We start from the raw sequence: 15,448 nt of genomic DNA, 5'->3' as shown, positions 1-15,448 counted from the left end.
CGCAACGCCCACGACGCTGCGGAATGACCGCGAACGACTCATCCGCCCGACGGCGTCGCGATGACCGACTTCACGTCGATCGGACTCTCGAGGTACTTGTACTCGAGCATGAGGTCGGCCACTTTTTGCAGCCTGTTGGCGCTCAGCTCGCTCGGGAAGGTGCCCAGCGTGATGACCGAGGCGGTCTTCGCATCGATCTTCGTGTACGTGGGCAGTATCGCCTCGATCTCCTTACGGTCGTTCGATGCGAGCGCCTGCGCCCTGGCGATGGCCCGCTGGAAGGCGGCCAGCGTCTTCGGGTTTTTCTGAGCCCAGTCGTCGGAGGCCATCCAACCCGCGATCGGCAGGTCCTCGGTCTGCCCCGTCATGGTGTCGGCGATCTTGCGGAAACCCAGCTTGCTCTGGTTGGCGGTGATGAACGGCTCAGTGATCCAGGCGGCGTCGGCCTGTCCGGTCTGGAGCGCGTTGCCCATGTCGGGGAAGGGCTTCTCGGCGAATTTGACGTCGTTCTCGGTGAGGCCGGCAACCTTCAGCTGCGTCGTGACGGCCAGCGTGGCGATGTTCCGGAAGTTGTTGACCAGGACGGTCTTGCCCTTGAGATCCGCGACCGTCTTGATCGGCGAATCCTTCGGGACCATGATGTTGTAGGCGTTCGGACCGGCCTGGTACATGTCCGCGACGAGCTTGAACTTCTCGCCCTTGCTCACCGCCAGGAAGGTCGAGACGTAGTTGGTCTGGCTGATGTCCAGCTGACCGTTCTTGATCAGCGGGACAGCCGCCGCGCCGCCGGTGATGGTGACCGGCTCGACCGTCAAACCCTCCTGCTTGAAATAGCCCTTGGCGATGGCGATGTAGAGGGAGACAGGGTCGGGAATCGGCATGGCGCCGACCTTGATGGTGACCTTCTCCAAGCCGTTGCCGCCGGTTGAGCCGGCCGGCTCGCCGTTTCCACCGCAGCCGGTGAATAACAGAGTGGCTGTAACGCCGAGCACGACGGTGCGACGGCGCACTTTGCGAGTCATTCGAGGTTCTCCTAACACAGGAAGCCTCCGGTGATCGGCACCGGGGCATCGAACGTGAAGATTACCGAAGGCGAGATCGATGCTGAAGCGCGACGGGTGACGTTCTCTTGGATTTCTCTGCAAATGAATTGCGCCACCAGCGTGAACGGCGGACGCGCACCAAATGATCGGATGACCCGGCGATCGACCGGTCGAGTGACTGTGCGTGATGTTTGCAGAGAATTGCAAATGTTTATTTATTTAATACCCTCGTGGCGTTGGCCGGCCAATGAGTTGTGTGATCGAATTGCGCCGGAGCTTGCCCGCGCTCGGCAGCGGCGCCGGAGCCTGCCCGCGTTCAGTCAGCGACGCGGCTGAAGTCTCCCGAGGCAGGCCGTTGGGAGACGTTCGCCATCGGTAAGGGACAAAAATGACCCAAGTTGGTCGTGCCAGCGTTCCCGTTCTGCAGGAACGGTTCGTGGCCGACGATAAGTCGGCGGAGCAGGTTCCTGCCCACGGGAACCCGATGGCGCTGCGAAACTGGCGGGTGCGGACCCGCCTCATCACGCTTATCGCCATTCCGACCCTGGTGGCCGTGGCCCTGGGGGCGCTGCGGGTCGGCATATCGATCAGCAGCGCGGAGCAGAATCAGCGCATCAGCAACGTGGGCTCCTTGGTGGGGCAGCTCGGGGAGCTGTCCCGCGAGATGGCACTCGAGCGTGACCTTTCCGCGTACTATGTCGCCTCCGACAGGGCATCGGCGCGGTTGGAGCAGCTCACGGCCCAGCGGCGGATCGTCGATTCCAGCGTGCAGCGCACGAATGCGGTGGCCGCGGAGGCCCAGGACTCACTGTCCGATCTCGGCCGCAGGAAGCTGTCCTTTGTCCGCACCAGGCTGACCCAGCTCGCCTCGCTGCGCGCCACCGTGTCCGGGCCGAACGCGCAGCTGCCGCCGCTCCCGACGATGGAGAAGTACTCCGAGGTCATCGCGGAGATGCTGCAACTGTATGACGAGGTGGCGCAGGGCTCGACGGACGAACGGCTGATCTCCACCAGCGCCGCGCTGCGAGCCGTCGCCCGCTCCGAAGAGGAGGCCGCCAAGCTGCGGGGCCTGTTGACGATCGCTCTGGTCAAAGGGGCGTTCGAAGAGCCCGAGCACAAGGCGTTCCTCGACGCGCGCTCCAATCGCGAGAGTGAGCGCGCCTCGTTCCGCGCCGTGGCCACGCTGGCGCAGCGGCAGTTCCACGACAACACGGTCGCCAGTGTGGAGGTCGGCCGGGGCGAGTTCTACATCAACAGAGCCGTGTTCCTCACCAACGCCGGCCTCCCCCTGCGGCGGCTGGACACCTCGACCTCCAACGACGTCACCCTGTGGTTCAACGCCATCAGCGACACCGTCAGCCGGCTGCACACCGTTCAGCGGGCGTTGCTGGAGCAGGTTGGCACCCGAAGCGCCGACATTCAGTCCAGCGACCGGTCCGCGGCCACGCTCAACATCATCATCCTCGCCGTGCTGCTGCTCCTGGTCCTCGCCATCACCGCGGTCATGGCCCGCTCGCTCGTCCGGCCGCTCAGGCGGTTGCGCAGAGACGCGCTCATGATCGCCAGCCAGAGGCTCCCCGAGCTCGTGCGGCAGCTGCGCAACAGCGAGGTCGACACGAAGGCGATTCACGTGCCGCCGATCGCCATCTCCTCCAAGGACGAGATCGGCGAAGTCGCGCGGGCGTTCGACGAGGTCCACCGCGAGGCGGTGCGGCTGGCGGGTGAGGAGGCCCGCCTGCGCAGCAACGTCAACGCGATGTTCGTGAACCTGTCGCGGCGCAGCCAGACGCTGGTGGAGCGGCAGATCACCCTCATCGACGGTTTGGAGCAGGGCGAGCAGGACGAGCAGCGCCTCGGCAACCTGTTCAGGCTGGACCACCTGGCCACCCGTATGCGGCGCAACAGCGAGAACCTGCTGGTCCTCGCGGGCCAGGAACCGCCCCGCCGCTGGAGCAAGCCCGTCAAGCTCGTGGACGTCGCCCGCGCCTCGCTGTCGGAGGTCGAGAACTACGAGCGGGTCGTCCTCCAGGTCCCGGACGGCGTCTCGATTGCCGGACAGGCCGTCAACGACGTCATCCACCTGATCGCCGAGCTTGTGGAGAACGCGTTGTCGTTCTCGCCGCAGGAGACCAAGGTGATGGTGTCGGGCAGCAGGATCGACGGCGGCGGCATGATGCTGTCGATCACCGACGCCGGCATCGGCATGACCCCGGACGAAATCACCCAGGCCAACGAGCGCCTCATTGACGCTCCCACCGTGGACGTGTCGGTGTCGCGGCGCATGGGCTTGTTCGTGGTCGCGCGCCTGGCCCACCGCCACGGAATCCGGGTGCAGCTGCGCCGGCACGAAACCGGGGGGCTCACCGCGATGATCCTCATGCCCGAGGCGCTGCTCGCCACGCAGGCGCCCAGCTATCCCGGCGGTTCTTCCGAGGCTGTCCCCGCCCCACCGCAATGGGGCTCGATCCAGATGGGTCCGGGGCATCCTTCGTACCCGTCCAACCCGCCCGGCGCCTGGCTCGCACCGTCCGAAAGGCCGGCGGGATCCGCCGTCCGGCCGTCCGGGCCGCGCACCGCCGACACCGGCTCCTTCGGCACCGCTGACCCGTGGGCACCGGCGCGGAAACGGCACGACCTGTCAGGCGAGGAAACGTTCCTCCCCAGGCGCCCCAACCTGGGCCTGCGCGGCGGCATGGACGACGCGCCGCAGCGGCCGTCCGGTTACGACTTCCCCGACACGACGTCGGCGTCCACCAGCCCCATCCCGGCCACCAAGGCGACCTCGGAGGAGTATCTGCCGATCTACGCCTCGATCGAGTCGGCGTGGTTCGAGCAGGGAGCCAGCTGGGGGGCGGCCGACGCCGGATGGAACGCGGCGAGAGCCGCCGCGGAGCCGGTGCGCGACGGCGAGACCGCGACCGGGCTGCCCAAGCGGGTGCCCAAGGCCAACCTGGTGCCCGGCTCGGCCACCCCGGCCTCCGCGCCCAAAGACGTCCCGCCGATGCCGTCCATCTCGGCGGACCGGGTACGCAGCCGCCTGTCCAGCTTCCAGCAGGGATACCGGTCCGCTCGGGACGACATCAGTATGGGCATGGCCGCTCCTGACCCGAAGCACAGAGGACAGGGCGCATGAACGACTTGAGCTATATGGCCTACGAGGTCGACTGGCTGATCAGCGAATTCGTTGGCATTGTTCCAGGAGTCGCCCACGCCGTCCTTTTCTCCGGCGACGGCCTGCCGTTGGCGACGTCCTCGGGCTTCCCCGTCGACCGGGCCGGCCGGCTGGCCGCGATCACCTCTGGGCTGATGGGTCTGTCGGTGGCCGCGTCCTGGGCCCTCGACGGCGGTGAGGTTGTCCACAGCATGGTCGAGATGGCGAACGGCATGATGCTGACCACCATGTCGATCGGCGAAAACGCCTGGCTGGCCGTGCTCGCTGCGCCCGACAGCGACGCGGCGCTCGTCGCCTACCACATGGCGCTCATGGCGGACCGGGCGCGTCAGGTGCTGACTCCCGCCGTACGCGAGCATCTGCGCGCCAGCCAGATCAGGTGGTGCGGATGAGTGAGCAGGACGCAGGCGATCATCGTCTTCCGGAATCGGCGCCCTGCCGACCACCGAAGCAAGCCTGTATCCGCCACCGTGCCATGGGTAGCATCGCTGCTTCCTGTTGACCGAAGCTCGAAGGGAAGACCCACTGATGCGCGCGCGCCTGCTCATTGAGCGGCTTGATCGGGTACCTGTGACCGTGACGATGGTCCCCGGATTGTCCATGCTCGCGCTGATCAGCGATGCGCTCGCGGGCCGGGACAAGGGCACTCCCGAACGATGGCGGCAACTGGTGCGCTCCGCCGCGGTGACACCTGATGGAACGGTGGTGGATTCGCTCTCGGCACCCGGCTGCACCGTATTTCCCACTGTCGCGTTCCCCGGAGACTTCAGCCGAGATGTGGACGTTCCCGCGCAACTCGAAATGCTTCGCGATCTGTCGCCCGACGCGTTACAGGTAGAGCTGGACTCCCTGACCAACGGGCAACCGCCGACCCACTGGCAGCCCGCGATGAAGGCCCCTCGCCGTTGGCTGCACGGGTTCGCCAACCTGATGGAGCAGGTGTGGTCCGCCATGCATCCGGAGTGGCAGCAGACACGCGCGCTGTTCGACCGCGAGGTCGAGCGGATCGCTGTGGCCAGCGCCCGAGGAGCACTCGATGTCGTGCTCAATGGCCTGCACCCCGACTGCACCTTCCGTGACGGCGCGTTGACCATCCCCCACTACAGCCTCGACGAGTTCCCCATCGGGTCCAAGGGCCTGGTGCTGATGCCCATGCTCGCCGGACCGAACGCGCTCATCACCTGCGTCGACGGACCGGACGCCGTGTGGGTCGGCTACTCCCCGCCGCATCTGACGATGCCCAGGCCGAAGGACACCGAGGAGCAGCTCGGGTTCCTCTTCGGCAATGCACGGGCGACCATCCTGATCAGCGTTGACCAGCCGCTGTCGATGGGCGTTCTGGCCAGGCGCATCAAATGCCACCCCAGCGTGATCACCTACCACTGCAACCACCTCGAATCGGCGGGGCTGGTCACCCGGCGGCGCGACGGAAGAGAGATCTACGTCCACCGGACCAAGCGCGGCACAGACCTGCTCGACCTCTTCACCTCCTGATCGCCGGCACGCTGATCAACGCCCGATCCGCCCACCGTCCGTGCTACACAGCGGGCCGAGACGGTGGGGGCGGAGTGGGGGCGCCGTGGGAGAGAGTGTCCTCAGGGCGCAGAGGCAGGTTCGACTCGCGGACATAGAACGCGGGTGGACGCGGTGCGAGGCGGTGAACGTAGCGTCCGACCAGGGCCACAGCGGCGAGCGTCCCCGCCGACACCAGCAGGTGCGCGACCTCCAGCCCCAGGACGGCCGCCACCAGGCCCAGCGCGGCAATCAGGTACAGGGCGTTCAACGGCCGCCAGGAGAAGCCGAAGAACAACTCGAAGGAGTGCCCGGCCAGCCGAGCCAGCCGCAGTTTCGATCGGCCGGAGTCGCGTTCGCGATGGCTGACGTCGACCATGGTATGCCGCGCCCCCACCAGCGGCACGGCGGCCATGAACCAGGGCAGGCGCAACTCGGTGATCGTGCGGGCGACGGGGGTGCGGACGAGCCGGAACGTGGAGGCGCCCCGGGGCATCTCGATGCGGAACACGGTCCGCGCCGCCCAGTGCAACCCAGCCGAGCCGATCTTGCGTACGAGCGGGTCGCGCCGCCGCACTCGGCGGCCGAAGACGATGTCGTGGCCTTCGGCGGCGCCGTCGAGCAACCGCCAGATCTGCGATGGCGGAACCTGCAGATCGGCGTCGCACTGGACGGTCCAGGGCTGCCCGGCGTAACGGAACCCGGCGGCCATGACGGCCTCGATGCCGAAGTTGCGGGTGAAGGACAGATAGCGCACCCGCGGGTCCGCCTCGGCCAGCGTACGGATGCGGGCGAGGGAGTCGTCGGTGCTGCCGTCGTCCACGAAGAGGATCTCCAGGTCCTCGATGGCAGCCAGCTCCGCCATCAGTTCCTTGTGGGCCACGTCGACCTGAGCGCCCTCGTTGAAGCACGGCACCAGCACGGTCAATCCGGTCATCGCGCCCTCCACAGCGCCAGGCCGAGGACGAGCGGGTTCGCCCCCAGCGCGTACACGGCCCCGGCCGCCCCGGCCAGGGAGACGGCCACGACGCCCAGTCCGGCGACGGCGGCCAGGGCGATAACGACCGCCCTGGCGTTGGCCCGCAGGTTCGTATGTTCGACGACGAAAGTGGCACCACTGGCCAACGCCTGCATCGGCAGCAGGGTGAGGGCCAGCGCCCCAAGCGCGAGCTGCCCGTGCTGTCCTTGGGCCAGCACGATCCCGGAGATCAGCAGCCATAGAGCCGCCCCCAGCGCGGCGAGCCCGGCCATGCGCCGCGCGAGCACGCGTGCCCCGGCCAGGCCACCCCCGGCCACGCGCAGCGAGAGCTGCGGCTGGTAGATGCGCTGCACGGTGTAGAGGATCGACAGCGCGAATCCCCAGCCCAGTGTGACGAGGTAGAGGTCGCCGCTCTGCGCCGCGTGCGGGCTGAGGGCCAGCTCCACGAACAGGGCACCGATCATCGCGTTGTTCATCACGTCGGCCGCACCCATCAGCAGCATGGTCCCGGCCAGCACGCGGCGCAGTCCGGGCCGCGGTCGTGCCTGGCGCGGCAGCCCCGGCAGCAGCGACAGGTTGAGCACGGTGACCAGCGCCAGCAGCCCGGACAGGTAGCCGGTCGGCCCGACCCCCGCCAGGAACGCCAGCCCCGCCATCGCGCCCATCCCGAGGCCCAGCACGGCGAAGTGAACGGTGTCGCGGGTGTAGTGACCGAGCGCGCGGTGCAGGGCCACGCCAAGCATTCCGCAGCCCAGCGCCACGTAGTAGGCGATGCCCAGCAGGTACAACGTGAGGTGCTCCCCCGGAGCGGCGGCCAGCGCGACCACCGCCGCGACGGCGGGCGGCACCGGGACGTAGGCGACCAGGGCGCGTAGCATGCCGGCAAGGTCGTCCCTGGTGCGGCGGGCTCGCGGGATGAGCTTCAGCGCCGCCTTCTCGCCGCCGGACTGCACGACCATGCACAGCCAGCCAACGGCTCCCATCACCGCCGCGTAGGCGTTGAAGTCGGGACGGCTCCAGGCCAGGGCGAGCAGGGCCGCCGAGCCGTACAGCATGAGCCGGAAGACGGCACGGCCGGCGAGCAGCGTCGTCAGCCTGGACAGCCCGATGCGGTGGGTGACGGCGCTCATCCGGCGTCCAGGTCGGCGACCACTTGCTCGCGCAGCGGGCGCGAGCCGTCCCGCAGGTACGTGCGCAGGGCGGCCTCGACCGACTCGGCTCCGAAGCGGTCCAGCACGCCGATCGGCGAGGGCCCTCTGTCCACCTGGAACAATGCAGAGAAGAATGTCCTGAGCCGGGCGGACTCGAAGCGGTCCGGCAGGGGCAGCAGGCGGGCGACCGCCTCGCGGTCCGGAGAGGCGGCCGGTGGCGCGGCCAGCCACGTGGCCGCGCGGCCCGGCCCGGCGAACCAGGCGCGTACGTGGGCGAGGCGCTCGGCGGTCCAGGAGTCGCCCGGTGCGAGCCGCGCCTCGGCCAGCCGCAGGTCGTAGCACGTCGCGTGCAGGGCGGCGCACACCTGGGGGAAGGCGGGCGGCCTCGTGGGCAGGTCGCCGGCCGAGATCTCGCTGATCTCCGCCAGGAGCCCGGCGGCGGTGTCGTCGGTTCTGGCCCTGAGCACCAGCGCGTCGAACTCCTGGTACCAGCTGGTCAGGGTGGCGCGGTCGAGCGGGCGGTCGTCGTCGTTGTCGCGGATCCAGCGGATCATCCGGGCCGGCAGGTACGGCACGAGCGGATCATCGGCCACGGAGCGGGGCGCGACCGGAACCTCCAGGAAGACGGCCCCACAGGAGCGGCACGACCGGCGTCGCCCGCGCAGGCGGGTGGGGTGCGGGTCGCCGCACTGCACGCATCTCACAGCGGCACCGCCATCACCGAGGAGGGCAGCAGGTCGGCGCCCAGACTGCCCTTGACCTCGGCCTGTCCCTTGCCGAGCACCAGTCCGTGCTTGCCCGCGCCAATGGCCCACTCGATCATGCGGACGTAGCCGTCGAAGTACAGGTGCTTGCGACCGCCGTTCTCGGGAGGGACCGCGCCCCAGCTCAGGCAGATGGGCCAGTCGGGGTGGTCGAGGATGAGCGACAGGCCGAGCAGCCGTTCGCCCTGCCGGTAGGTCAGCGCGACGCTTTCGCCGCTGCCGATCAGCGCCTCCAGGTAGGGCAGCGGGAGCGGCGGGGCCGGGAACAGCCTGCTGCGGTGTTTGAGGTCGTTCTCGGCGCGCAGGCCGGCGGCTTCGTCCGAGCTGACCAGTTCGCGGGCGGCCCCGATGCGTACCGACAGCTCGGCGGAGAAGGTCTTGGCGCGTCTGCGCAGGGAGTCGCGGCGGCGCGGATCGAGCACCGCGTACCAATCCTCCAGGCGCGGCCAGGGCAGGATCAGTTTGGCCAGGGGCGCGGTGGGGAGGCGGAGCCTGAGCGGGCCGGGCAGCAGCGCGCTCTCGCCTTCCGAGACCTCGCGCCACACCATGCTCCGCCAGCCGGGGCCGAGTGCGCGGCGCACCGCGCGAGCGTAGCCGGGCAGGAGGTCGGGGTCGTTCTCACCGCGCCACCACCAGCCCTTCTGCGAGCGGTTGCCAGGCGCGTGCACGTCCACGACGCCCGCCACCCCACGCCCGGGCCCGGCGTACCTGCCCCGCCGTAACCGCGGGGCGCGCAGCGAGGCCGACACCGCGCCCACCGCCTGGCCGTCGCGCCGCAGCACCGCCAGCAGCACGGGCGCCTGGGCGGCCCAGGCGTAAGCGCGCAGGAGGTCGTAGCGCCAGGTCACCCGTTGGCCGGCGGCGCGGCGTAACTCCTCCCAGTCGCCGGGCTCCGGGTCGTGCCGCGGATCAAGCAGCTCGACCCTCATCCGATCGCCCATCTAGGTACTGCCACGAGTCTCATAGGGAGGTATTCGAACCCCAGCGAGCATTTGACGTCAACGAAGCCCCGCCCCGCGAACAGCCGCTCGGCCTTGCCCGCCGCCGCGCGGGCGACGATCCGGGCGTAGCTGTCGAAGTAGAGGTCCTTGCGGCCGCCCTCGTCGGCGGGCAGCGCCGCCCATGGCCCGTACATGGGGGTGACAGGGTGGTCGTAGACGATGGCGAAGGCGAGAAGCCGCTCGCCCTCGTGATAGGAGACGGTCCAGACGTCGTCGCGGCGGGTCAGCTCGGCGAAGTAGGCGACGGACAACGCGAGGCGGCGATCGAACGAGGCGGCCGGCCGCGCCAGAAGGCGGCCCAAGAAGGCGCCCGGCCCGTTTCCCTGCACCGTGCGGGCCGCGACCCGGGCGGCGTGGCGCTCGTGGAGCTCGGCCAGCTGGGCGGGGTCGAGGTCGGTGCGCCCGCTGCCCTCCAGGACGCGCAGCGTGCCGGCCCCCTCGATCCGCCTGAGCTGGCGGCGCAGCGTGGAGCGGCGGTTGCGGCTGAGCGTGGCGATCCATTCCTCGGCACTCGTCCAGCGCACGGGTAACTGGGTCGTGCCGGGAGAGTGGCGGACCACTGCGCCGCGTCTGGCCACCAGCGGAAGGGCGGGCTCGGTGACCATGCGGTACACCACTCCGGCCAGCCGCCGGCCGAACCGGGCGACGGCGGCCTGTTCGAAGCCCCTGATGATCGCCCGCCCTTCGGCGCCGTCGGGCAGGCACCACGTGGGGCCGTTGGAGTGGGCAGGCAGGCGTACGTCGAGCAGGAGCGGCCCGCGTCCGAGCCGGAGCGCGCCCACGGCGCCGACGACTCGTTCCCCCTCGCGAGCCACGCATAGCAGCGGTCGTGCCCAGGATCCGTCGAAGGAGGCGCGGATCACGTCGTATGACCAGATAGCCGTCAGATCGCGGCTACGGCGGAAGTCTTCCCAGCCTGCGGGTTCGGGATCACGATCCGGCTGGAAGAAGTCGAACCTCACGGTGCGTCCTAGCTGCGCGGTGAATATATAACAAATATGCAACATAGTTATATGCCGTCGAGAATTGAAGTATATGTCTGGTTTGATCATGCCGCGTCACACCATTGGACGCGTGCATCCTTCGCCCGCGCACCACCACCGGCGCGGCGCTGATCAGGGGGAAAGCATGAAAGTTGGCGTCACCGGCGGCAACGGCTTCATCGGCCGTTACGTATGCGAGGAGTTAGCCGCCCGCGGTCACACTCCGGTCATTTTCGACCACCGTAATCGCGGTACAGGAACCTTCGAATTCATGCTCGGCGACATCAGAGACGCCACGGCCATGGTCGAACTGGCTGCCCACACCGACGCGATCATCCATCTGGCCGCCGTCCTCGGGACCCAGGAGACCATCGCCAACCCGCGTCCCGCGGCCGAGACCAACCTCGTCGGCGGCCTCAACTTCCTCGAAGCCGTCGCCCAGTACGACCTGCCCGGCGTCTACATCTGCGTCGGCAACCATTGGATGGACAACAGCTACTCCATCTCCAAGACCGCCGTCGAGCGCTTCGTCCGCATGTTCAATGCGCACCGCGGCACTCGCGTCAACCAGGTCAGGGTCGTCAATGCCTACGGCCCACGGCAGATGGCCGCCCCGCCGTTCGCGCCCGGCAAGGTCCGCAAGATCACCCCGGCCGTGGTCTGCCGCGCGCTGTCCGGCATGCCGGTCGAGCTGTACGGGGGCGGCACTCAGATCTCCGACATGGTCTGGGTCGGGGACGTCGCCAGAGGGCTGGTCTCCGCGCTGGAGACCGCGGCTGCTCAAGGCCCGCTGAACCACGTGGTGGAGATCGGCCCTGTCGAGTCCACCAGCATCCGCGCCGTCGCCGAGATGATCATCGATATTTGCGTGGAACGCGGCTACGACCGCGTCCCGATCGTCGACCTGCCCATGCGACCGGGCGAGACCCCGGAGACGGCCGTCACCGCCGACCCGGAGACGCTGCGTTCGGTCGGCATCGCCCCCGACACGCTGGTCTCGCTGCCGGAGGGCATGACCAAAACCGTCGACTGGTTCATCGAGAACCGCGGCACCCACTGGAGCCCCCCGCAATGAGCCACCTGGTCATCCTGGGCGGCTCGGACGGCACGGTCAGCGCCTTTCGCGCCGCCAGGCGGATGGGCCTGACCACGATCTGCGTCGACATGCGGCCGGACGCCCCGGGGGTCGGGGAGGCCGACGAGTTCCTCCACATCAGCACCCGTGACGTCCCAGCCATCGCCGCCGCGCTGCGCGGGCGTGCCGGGCTGGCCGGTCTGCTCGCCCCCGGCACCGACATCAACCTCCCGTCGCTGGTCGAACTTGCCCGTATGCTCGGCCTGCCGTGCGGGTTGACAGAGGAGACGCTGCGCGCCTCGACGGACAAGCTCTACTTCCGCCAGGTATGCGAGCGTCTCGGCCTGCCGGGGCCGCGTTACGCCACCGACCCGGCGCTGCGGCCGCCGCTGCCGGTCATCGTCAAGCCGGTGGACTCCGGCAGCTCGCGCGGCATCACGATCTGCCGCGAGCCCGGCGAGGTCCCGGCGGCGATGGCGCACGCGGCGGACGTCTCCCCGAGCGGGCGGGTCATCATCGAGGAGTTGCTGACCGGTGAGGACCTCTGCGCGGAGGGCATGCTCCAGGACGGCAGGGTCGCCCTCCTCGGTCTGAGCAGGCGCGTCACCGCGCCGCCGGAGGTGGTGGCGGTCGGGCACGACATGGCGCCGGGCGACGGCGTCCTGGAGAAGGAGGTCACCCGGCAACTCGAACTCGTCTGCGGTGACCTCGGGTACTCCGACGGCCCGCTCAACGTCGACCTGTTCGTGAACGACGGTGAGGTCACCCTGGTCGAGATGGGCGCGCGGATCGGCGGCAACGGGCTGGGGGAGGCGCTCGGACTGATGCACGGGGTGGACACGGTCGAAGCCGCCGTCCGGTTGGCGGTCGGAGAGCGTCCCGATCTGACCCCGACCCGGCGGGGTCCCGCTTCGGTACGAGTGCTGCGCGCGCCGGCGGCGGGAACGCTCGCCGCCATCGAGGGCCTGGCCTCACTACCGGAGAGCGCCGAGGTGGTCGTGGTGGCCAAGCCGGGGGACCAGGTCGTGCCCTACACCGAGTGCCGGGCCAAGCTGGGCTACGTCGTGGACCACGTACCGGCCGACCTCGATGCGCTGATCAGGATAGATGTCCGCTAGCAACTCCGGTTTCGGCTTCTCCGCCGCTTTGTGGGAGCGGGCCTACCGGCGCACCGTCCGGTCGGCCTTCGCCCGCGTACCCTTCTACCGGGACCAGTGGGTACGGGCCGGCCGGGCGCTCAGCGAGCCCGTGCCCACGCCGTGCGCGGACCTGGCGGGGCAGCTACACCGACTGTGCCCGTTCGCCGAGCCGTACGACCCGGGAGCGGAGCCCAGCCTGTGGATCGGCTCCACCGCCGAGTTGCGTGCCGTCCTGAGCATGGCGGGCGCCGGCGGGCGCGCACCGGTGCTGGAGGTGCGCCGGGCCGTGCTCGACCGGCGCACGCTCGGCCTGTCCAGGCGCTACGGCGTGCTGCTGGCGACCGATGCCAAGGTCAGGCACGAACGGCGGCGGCGCGAGCTCAACGAGCCCGCCCTACGGCTGGCCGCGGCGGCCGGACGGGCAGTCCTGGTGGGCGAGCGCGAGGCCGTGGCCGAGTTCCTGCCCGCGCTGGCCGAGGTCGAGACGCGCGTGCTGGAGCGGGCGGGGCTGGACGGCGCCGGCCGAAGCGATCTCGTCCATGATCCGTACCTCGGCTACTACGCCGCACGCGCCGGGTGCGGTCACCTTCATCTGCTGTGGCGGCGTTTTCACGCGCGGGTGGCGGACGACGGCTCGCTGGCCGTCACCGCGCTGCTCAGGCGCAGGCCCGTGCTGGTCGACGTGGTGCCGGACGGCGCCGCCACGCTCGGACGCTGCCCCGCCCACGACACCCCGATCCTTGGAGTCACACCGTGATCAGAGCCAACCTGGTAACGCTCGTGACGGGCGTCGTGGCCGTCGCACTGGCCGGGCTGGTCCGCTTCGTCCTGCCGTACGAGCAGGACATCACCAGCCTGTGGGGCTTCCTCGTGAAGCTCACCCCGCAACTGGCCGCCATCGTGGCGATCGCCTGGCTGGACGTGGAGACCGCGCGCCGGCTGCGGCTGCACCTGATCGCCCTTCCCGCCCTTTTCCTGGGCTTCCTGCTGTACTTCGTGCCCGCGACGTTCATGGCGGCGATGGACATCGAGGACGGGTCGGGCACCTTCGAGGACCTCTATCTCCACGTCGTGGTGTTCGTACCGTTCTTCATCGTGGCCTTGCTGCTGGCTTACCGGATCGGCGGCGGCTCGCGGGAAGGCGTGCTCCGGACGGGACTGGCCATGTCGATCCTGCACGTGTCAGGGCTGGAGGACCTGGTGGCGGTCTCGATGAACCGCCGGCTCAGCGCCATCCCAGAGGTGTGGACGTGGGCGGACCACATCACCGTACGACTTGGCCATCCGGCGACCAAGACCGAGGCGTACGTCTTCATCATCGTGCACGTGGTGGCGGCACTGCTCGTCCTGTTCGTCCCGCTCCGCCGGCTCCGGCGGACGGCGGCGGCCGGAGCAGGCGAGATTCCTGCCGGTGAGGGGAAGCAGGCGCCACGGTAGCTCGGGGCCGCCCGCGGCCCTGGCACTACGTAGGCCGACTTTCTTCCCCAGTGCTGCACCGAGATCCCTGCCGGTTCAGTCGCCGTTCTCGTCCACGACCGCGAAAGACGCGTTCCGGGGCAGCACGGCCACTCCGAGCGGCACGATGGAGACCAATGCCATCCACTCGCGGCAAAGTAGCCATCACAACGTTCCGCCCCGGAGCAGGAACATCGCGACGAGGATGACGCCCAGGACGGTGGGCGCCCAGAACGTGGTGACCAGGCCGCGGCGCAGCGTTCGACGCGCCCCGGCCAGGGCCAGCTCCGGGGGAGTGGCCGGCGACGGCGCGGCGGCCTGCTGAGCGTCCACGGGCAGACAGGCGGTAAGCGTGAACCCGTCGCCGTCGGGACCTGCGCGCAACGTGCCGCCGGCCAGGCGGACGCGTTCGTCCAGGCCGACCAGCCCGTACCCGGGTCCGGCCGGGTCGGCCGGCCTCTGCCGCGGGCCGTGCGCCCGCCCGTTGGCGACGGTCACCTCCAGCACGTCGCCGGTGCGGTGCAAGCTCACGCGGACGACGGACCCGGGGGCGTGCTTGGTCGCGTTGGTCAGCCCCTCCTGCACGACGCGGATGGCGGCCCGGGCGGTCGGGTCGGGCAGCCCGGCCTCTGCCTCCTCGTCGGTCTCCAGCCGCACGTCCACGCCGGAGGCTGCGGCCCGCTCCACCAGTCAGTGCCGCGACCTTCGCGCGAGCGGCCTGCCGGCGGGCCATCAGCTCACCGGACAACTGAGCGATGACCTGGCGGGCGACCCGCGGCGACAGGAACGCCGCCCCCTCGTGCGCCGCGCGCACCGCTGCCATCAGCTCGTACGGGTCGCCGGACTTGAGCAGGAATCCCGACACCCCTCCCTCCAGGGCGGCGGCCACGTACTCGTCCTCGCCGAAGGTCGTCAGCATCACCACCGCCGTCTCCGGCACCACCCGCCGCAGCTCCGCCGCAGCGCTCAACCCGTCCAGGACCGGCATGCGGATATCCAGCAGGACGACGTCCGGACGGTACGCGCGGGCCTGCTCGACGGCCTGGTGGCCGTCCGCCGCCTCGGCGACCACCTCCACGTCCGGGGCCGCGCTCAGGATCGCCCGCACTCCGGCGCGGATCATCGCCTCGTCGTCGGCCAGCAGCACCCGGATCACAGCACACACCGTACTCCG

At 69.7% G+C, this 15,448-nt stretch carries 15 protein-coding genes and 1 pseudogene; 8 read left to right on the top strand and 8 right to left on the bottom strand.

What is annotated here, in order from left to right:
* Positions 1 to 38: 38 nt before the first annotated feature.
* The gene (locus tag ACIBQ1_RS24315; RefSeq protein WP_397280835.1) at positions 39 to 1,022 is read right to left on the bottom strand and encodes an ABC transporter substrate-binding protein; all 984 of its coding nucleotides are present in this window, start codon (positions 1,020 to 1,022) and stop codon (positions 39 to 41) included.
* Positions 1,023 to 1,052: 30 nt separating this feature from the next.
* Between ACIBQ1_RS24315 and ACIBQ1_RS24310 the strand changes: the two genes are divergently transcribed.
* The 4 genes from ACIBQ1_RS24310 to ACIBQ1_RS24295 all read left to right on the top strand — a co-directional run bounded on the left by ACIBQ1_RS24310 (position 1,053) and on the right by ACIBQ1_RS24295 (position 5,709).
* Positions 1,053 to 1,379, top strand: a complete 327-nt coding sequence (locus ACIBQ1_RS24310) for a hypothetical protein (protein ID WP_397280833.1) — start codon at positions 1,053 to 1,055, stop codon at positions 1,377 to 1,379.
* Positions 1,380 to 1,479: 100 nt separating this feature from the next.
* Positions 1,480 to 4,176, top strand: a complete 2,697-nt coding sequence (locus tag ACIBQ1_RS24305) for a nitrate- and nitrite sensing domain-containing protein (protein ID WP_397280832.1) — start codon at positions 1,480 to 1,482, stop codon at positions 4,174 to 4,176.
* The gene (locus tag ACIBQ1_RS24300; protein ID WP_397280831.1) at positions 4,173 to 4,607 is read left to right on the top strand and encodes a roadblock/LC7 domain-containing protein; all 435 of its coding nucleotides are present in this window, start codon (positions 4,173 to 4,175) and stop codon (positions 4,605 to 4,607) included. Before ACIBQ1_RS24305 ends, ACIBQ1_RS24300 begins: the two co-directional genes overlap by 4 nt.
* A gap of 136 nt (positions 4,608 to 4,743) precedes the next feature.
* Positions 4,744 to 5,709 (top strand): hypothetical protein, encoded by a 966-nt coding sequence (locus ACIBQ1_RS24295; protein ID WP_397280830.1) that lies wholly within the window; start codon positions 4,744 to 4,746, stop codon positions 5,707 to 5,709.
* A 43-nt stretch (positions 5,710 to 5,752) separates the two neighbouring features.
* Here ACIBQ1_RS24295 and ACIBQ1_RS24290 read toward each other — a convergent pair whose 3' ends face one another.
* The 5 genes from ACIBQ1_RS24290 to ACIBQ1_RS24270 are packed head-to-tail and all read right to left on the bottom strand — an operon-like array spanning position 5,753 to position 10,584.
* Positions 5,753 to 6,664 (bottom strand): glycosyltransferase family 2 protein, encoded by a 912-nt coding sequence (locus tag ACIBQ1_RS24290; RefSeq protein ID WP_397280828.1) that lies wholly within the window; start codon positions 6,662 to 6,664, stop codon positions 5,753 to 5,755.
* Positions 6,661 to 7,836 (bottom strand): hypothetical protein, encoded by a 1,176-nt coding sequence (locus ACIBQ1_RS24285; RefSeq protein ID WP_397280826.1) that lies wholly within the window; start codon positions 7,834 to 7,836, stop codon positions 6,661 to 6,663. Before ACIBQ1_RS24285 ends, ACIBQ1_RS24290 begins: the two co-directional genes overlap by 4 nt.
* On the bottom strand, positions 7,833 to 8,561 hold the full coding sequence (locus ACIBQ1_RS24280) for a hypothetical protein (RefSeq protein ID WP_397280824.1): 729 nt from the start codon (positions 8,559 to 8,561) through the stop codon (positions 7,833 to 7,835). Before ACIBQ1_RS24280 ends, ACIBQ1_RS24285 begins: the two co-directional genes overlap by 4 nt.
* On the bottom strand, positions 8,558 to 9,562 hold the full coding sequence (locus ACIBQ1_RS24275) for a hypothetical protein (protein ID WP_397280823.1): 1,005 nt from the start codon (positions 9,560 to 9,562) through the stop codon (positions 8,558 to 8,560). The genes ACIBQ1_RS24280 and ACIBQ1_RS24275 overlap by 4 nt, the downstream gene beginning before the upstream one ends.
* The gene (locus ACIBQ1_RS24270) at positions 9,547 to 10,584 is read right to left on the bottom strand and encodes a GNAT family N-acetyltransferase (RefSeq protein WP_397280821.1); all 1,038 of its coding nucleotides are present in this window, start codon (positions 10,582 to 10,584) and stop codon (positions 9,547 to 9,549) included. Before ACIBQ1_RS24270 ends, ACIBQ1_RS24275 begins: the two co-directional genes overlap by 16 nt.
* Positions 10,585 to 10,750: 166 nt before the next feature.
* On the opposite strand from ACIBQ1_RS24270, the gene ACIBQ1_RS24265 reads away from it, so the two are divergent.
* The 4 genes from ACIBQ1_RS24265 to ACIBQ1_RS24250 are packed head-to-tail and all read left to right on the top strand — an operon-like array spanning position 10,751 to position 14,256.
* Positions 10,751 to 11,680, top strand: coding sequence for an NAD-dependent epimerase/dehydratase family protein (locus ACIBQ1_RS24265; protein WP_397280819.1), 930 nt, complete (start codon positions 10,751 to 10,753; stop codon positions 11,678 to 11,680).
* Positions 11,677 to 12,798 carry an ATP-grasp domain-containing protein gene (locus tag ACIBQ1_RS24260; RefSeq protein WP_397280817.1) on the top strand — a complete coding sequence of 374 codons (1,122 nt, stop codon included), beginning with the start codon at positions 11,677 to 11,679 and terminating at the stop codon, positions 12,796 to 12,798. The genes ACIBQ1_RS24265 and ACIBQ1_RS24260 overlap by 4 nt, the downstream gene beginning before the upstream one ends.
* Positions 12,788 to 13,576 carry a hypothetical protein gene (locus ACIBQ1_RS24255; protein ID WP_397280816.1) on the top strand — a complete coding sequence of 263 codons (789 nt, stop codon included), beginning with the start codon at positions 12,788 to 12,790 and terminating at the stop codon, positions 13,574 to 13,576. Before ACIBQ1_RS24260 ends, ACIBQ1_RS24255 begins: the two co-directional genes overlap by 11 nt.
* Positions 13,573 to 14,256, top strand: coding sequence for a hypothetical protein (locus tag ACIBQ1_RS24250; RefSeq protein ID WP_397280815.1), 684 nt, complete (start codon positions 13,573 to 13,575; stop codon positions 14,254 to 14,256). The genes ACIBQ1_RS24255 and ACIBQ1_RS24250 overlap by 4 nt, the downstream gene beginning before the upstream one ends.
* Positions 14,257 to 14,439: 183 nt before the next feature.
* Here ACIBQ1_RS24250 and ACIBQ1_RS24245 read toward each other — a convergent pair whose 3' ends face one another.
* Positions 14,440 to 14,961 carry a sensor histidine kinase gene (locus tag ACIBQ1_RS24245; protein WP_397280813.1) on the bottom strand — a complete coding sequence of 174 codons (522 nt, stop codon included), beginning with the start codon at positions 14,959 to 14,961 and terminating at the stop codon, positions 14,440 to 14,442.
* 1 nt (position 14,962) lies between these two features.
* A pseudogene (locus ACIBQ1_RS24240) lies at positions 14,963 to 15,430 on the bottom strand (response regulator transcription factor); the annotation flags it as partial.
* Between the last annotated feature and the right edge of the window lie 18 nt (positions 15,431 to 15,448).

The sequence above is a fragment of the Nonomuraea sp. NPDC050153 genome, from assembly GCF_044460125.1.
Lineage (GTDB): Bacteria > Actinomycetota > Actinomycetes > Streptosporangiales > Streptosporangiaceae > Nonomuraea.
This window is presented reverse-complemented; position numbering and strand designations above follow the sequence as displayed.

What these genes read in the sequence shown, in the direction of transcription:
- ACIBQ1_RS24275 (WP_397280823.1), bottom strand. Translation starts at nt 9,562, where the DNA reads ATGGGCGATCGGATGAGGGTCGAGCTGCTTGATCCGCGGCACGACCCG.
- ACIBQ1_RS24255 (WP_397280816.1), top strand. Translation starts at nt 12,788, where the DNA reads ATGTCCGCTAGCAACTCCGGTTTCGGCTTCTCCGCCGCTTTGTGGGAG.
- ACIBQ1_RS24290 (WP_397280828.1), bottom strand. Translation starts at nt 6,664, where the DNA reads ATGACCGGATTGACCGTGCTGGTGCCGTGCTTCAACGAGGGCGCTCAG.
- ACIBQ1_RS24315 (WP_397280835.1), bottom strand. Translation starts at nt 1,022, where the DNA reads ATGACTCGCAAAGTGCGCCGTCGCACCGTCGTGCTCGGCGTTACAGCC.
- ACIBQ1_RS24300 (WP_397280831.1), top strand. Translation starts at nt 4,173, where the DNA reads ATGAACGACTTGAGCTATATGGCCTACGAGGTCGACTGGCTGATCAGC.
- ACIBQ1_RS24260 (WP_397280817.1), top strand. Translation starts at nt 11,677, where the DNA reads ATGAGCCACCTGGTCATCCTGGGCGGCTCGGACGGCACGGTCAGCGCC.
- ACIBQ1_RS24295 (WP_397280830.1), top strand. Translation starts at nt 4,744, where the DNA reads ATGCGCGCGCGCCTGCTCATTGAGCGGCTTGATCGGGTACCTGTGACC.
- ACIBQ1_RS24285 (WP_397280826.1), bottom strand. Translation starts at nt 7,836, where the DNA reads ATGAGCGCCGTCACCCACCGCATCGGGCTGTCCAGGCTGACGACGCTG.
- ACIBQ1_RS24265 (WP_397280819.1), top strand. Translation starts at nt 10,751, where the DNA reads ATGAAAGTTGGCGTCACCGGCGGCAACGGCTTCATCGGCCGTTACGTA.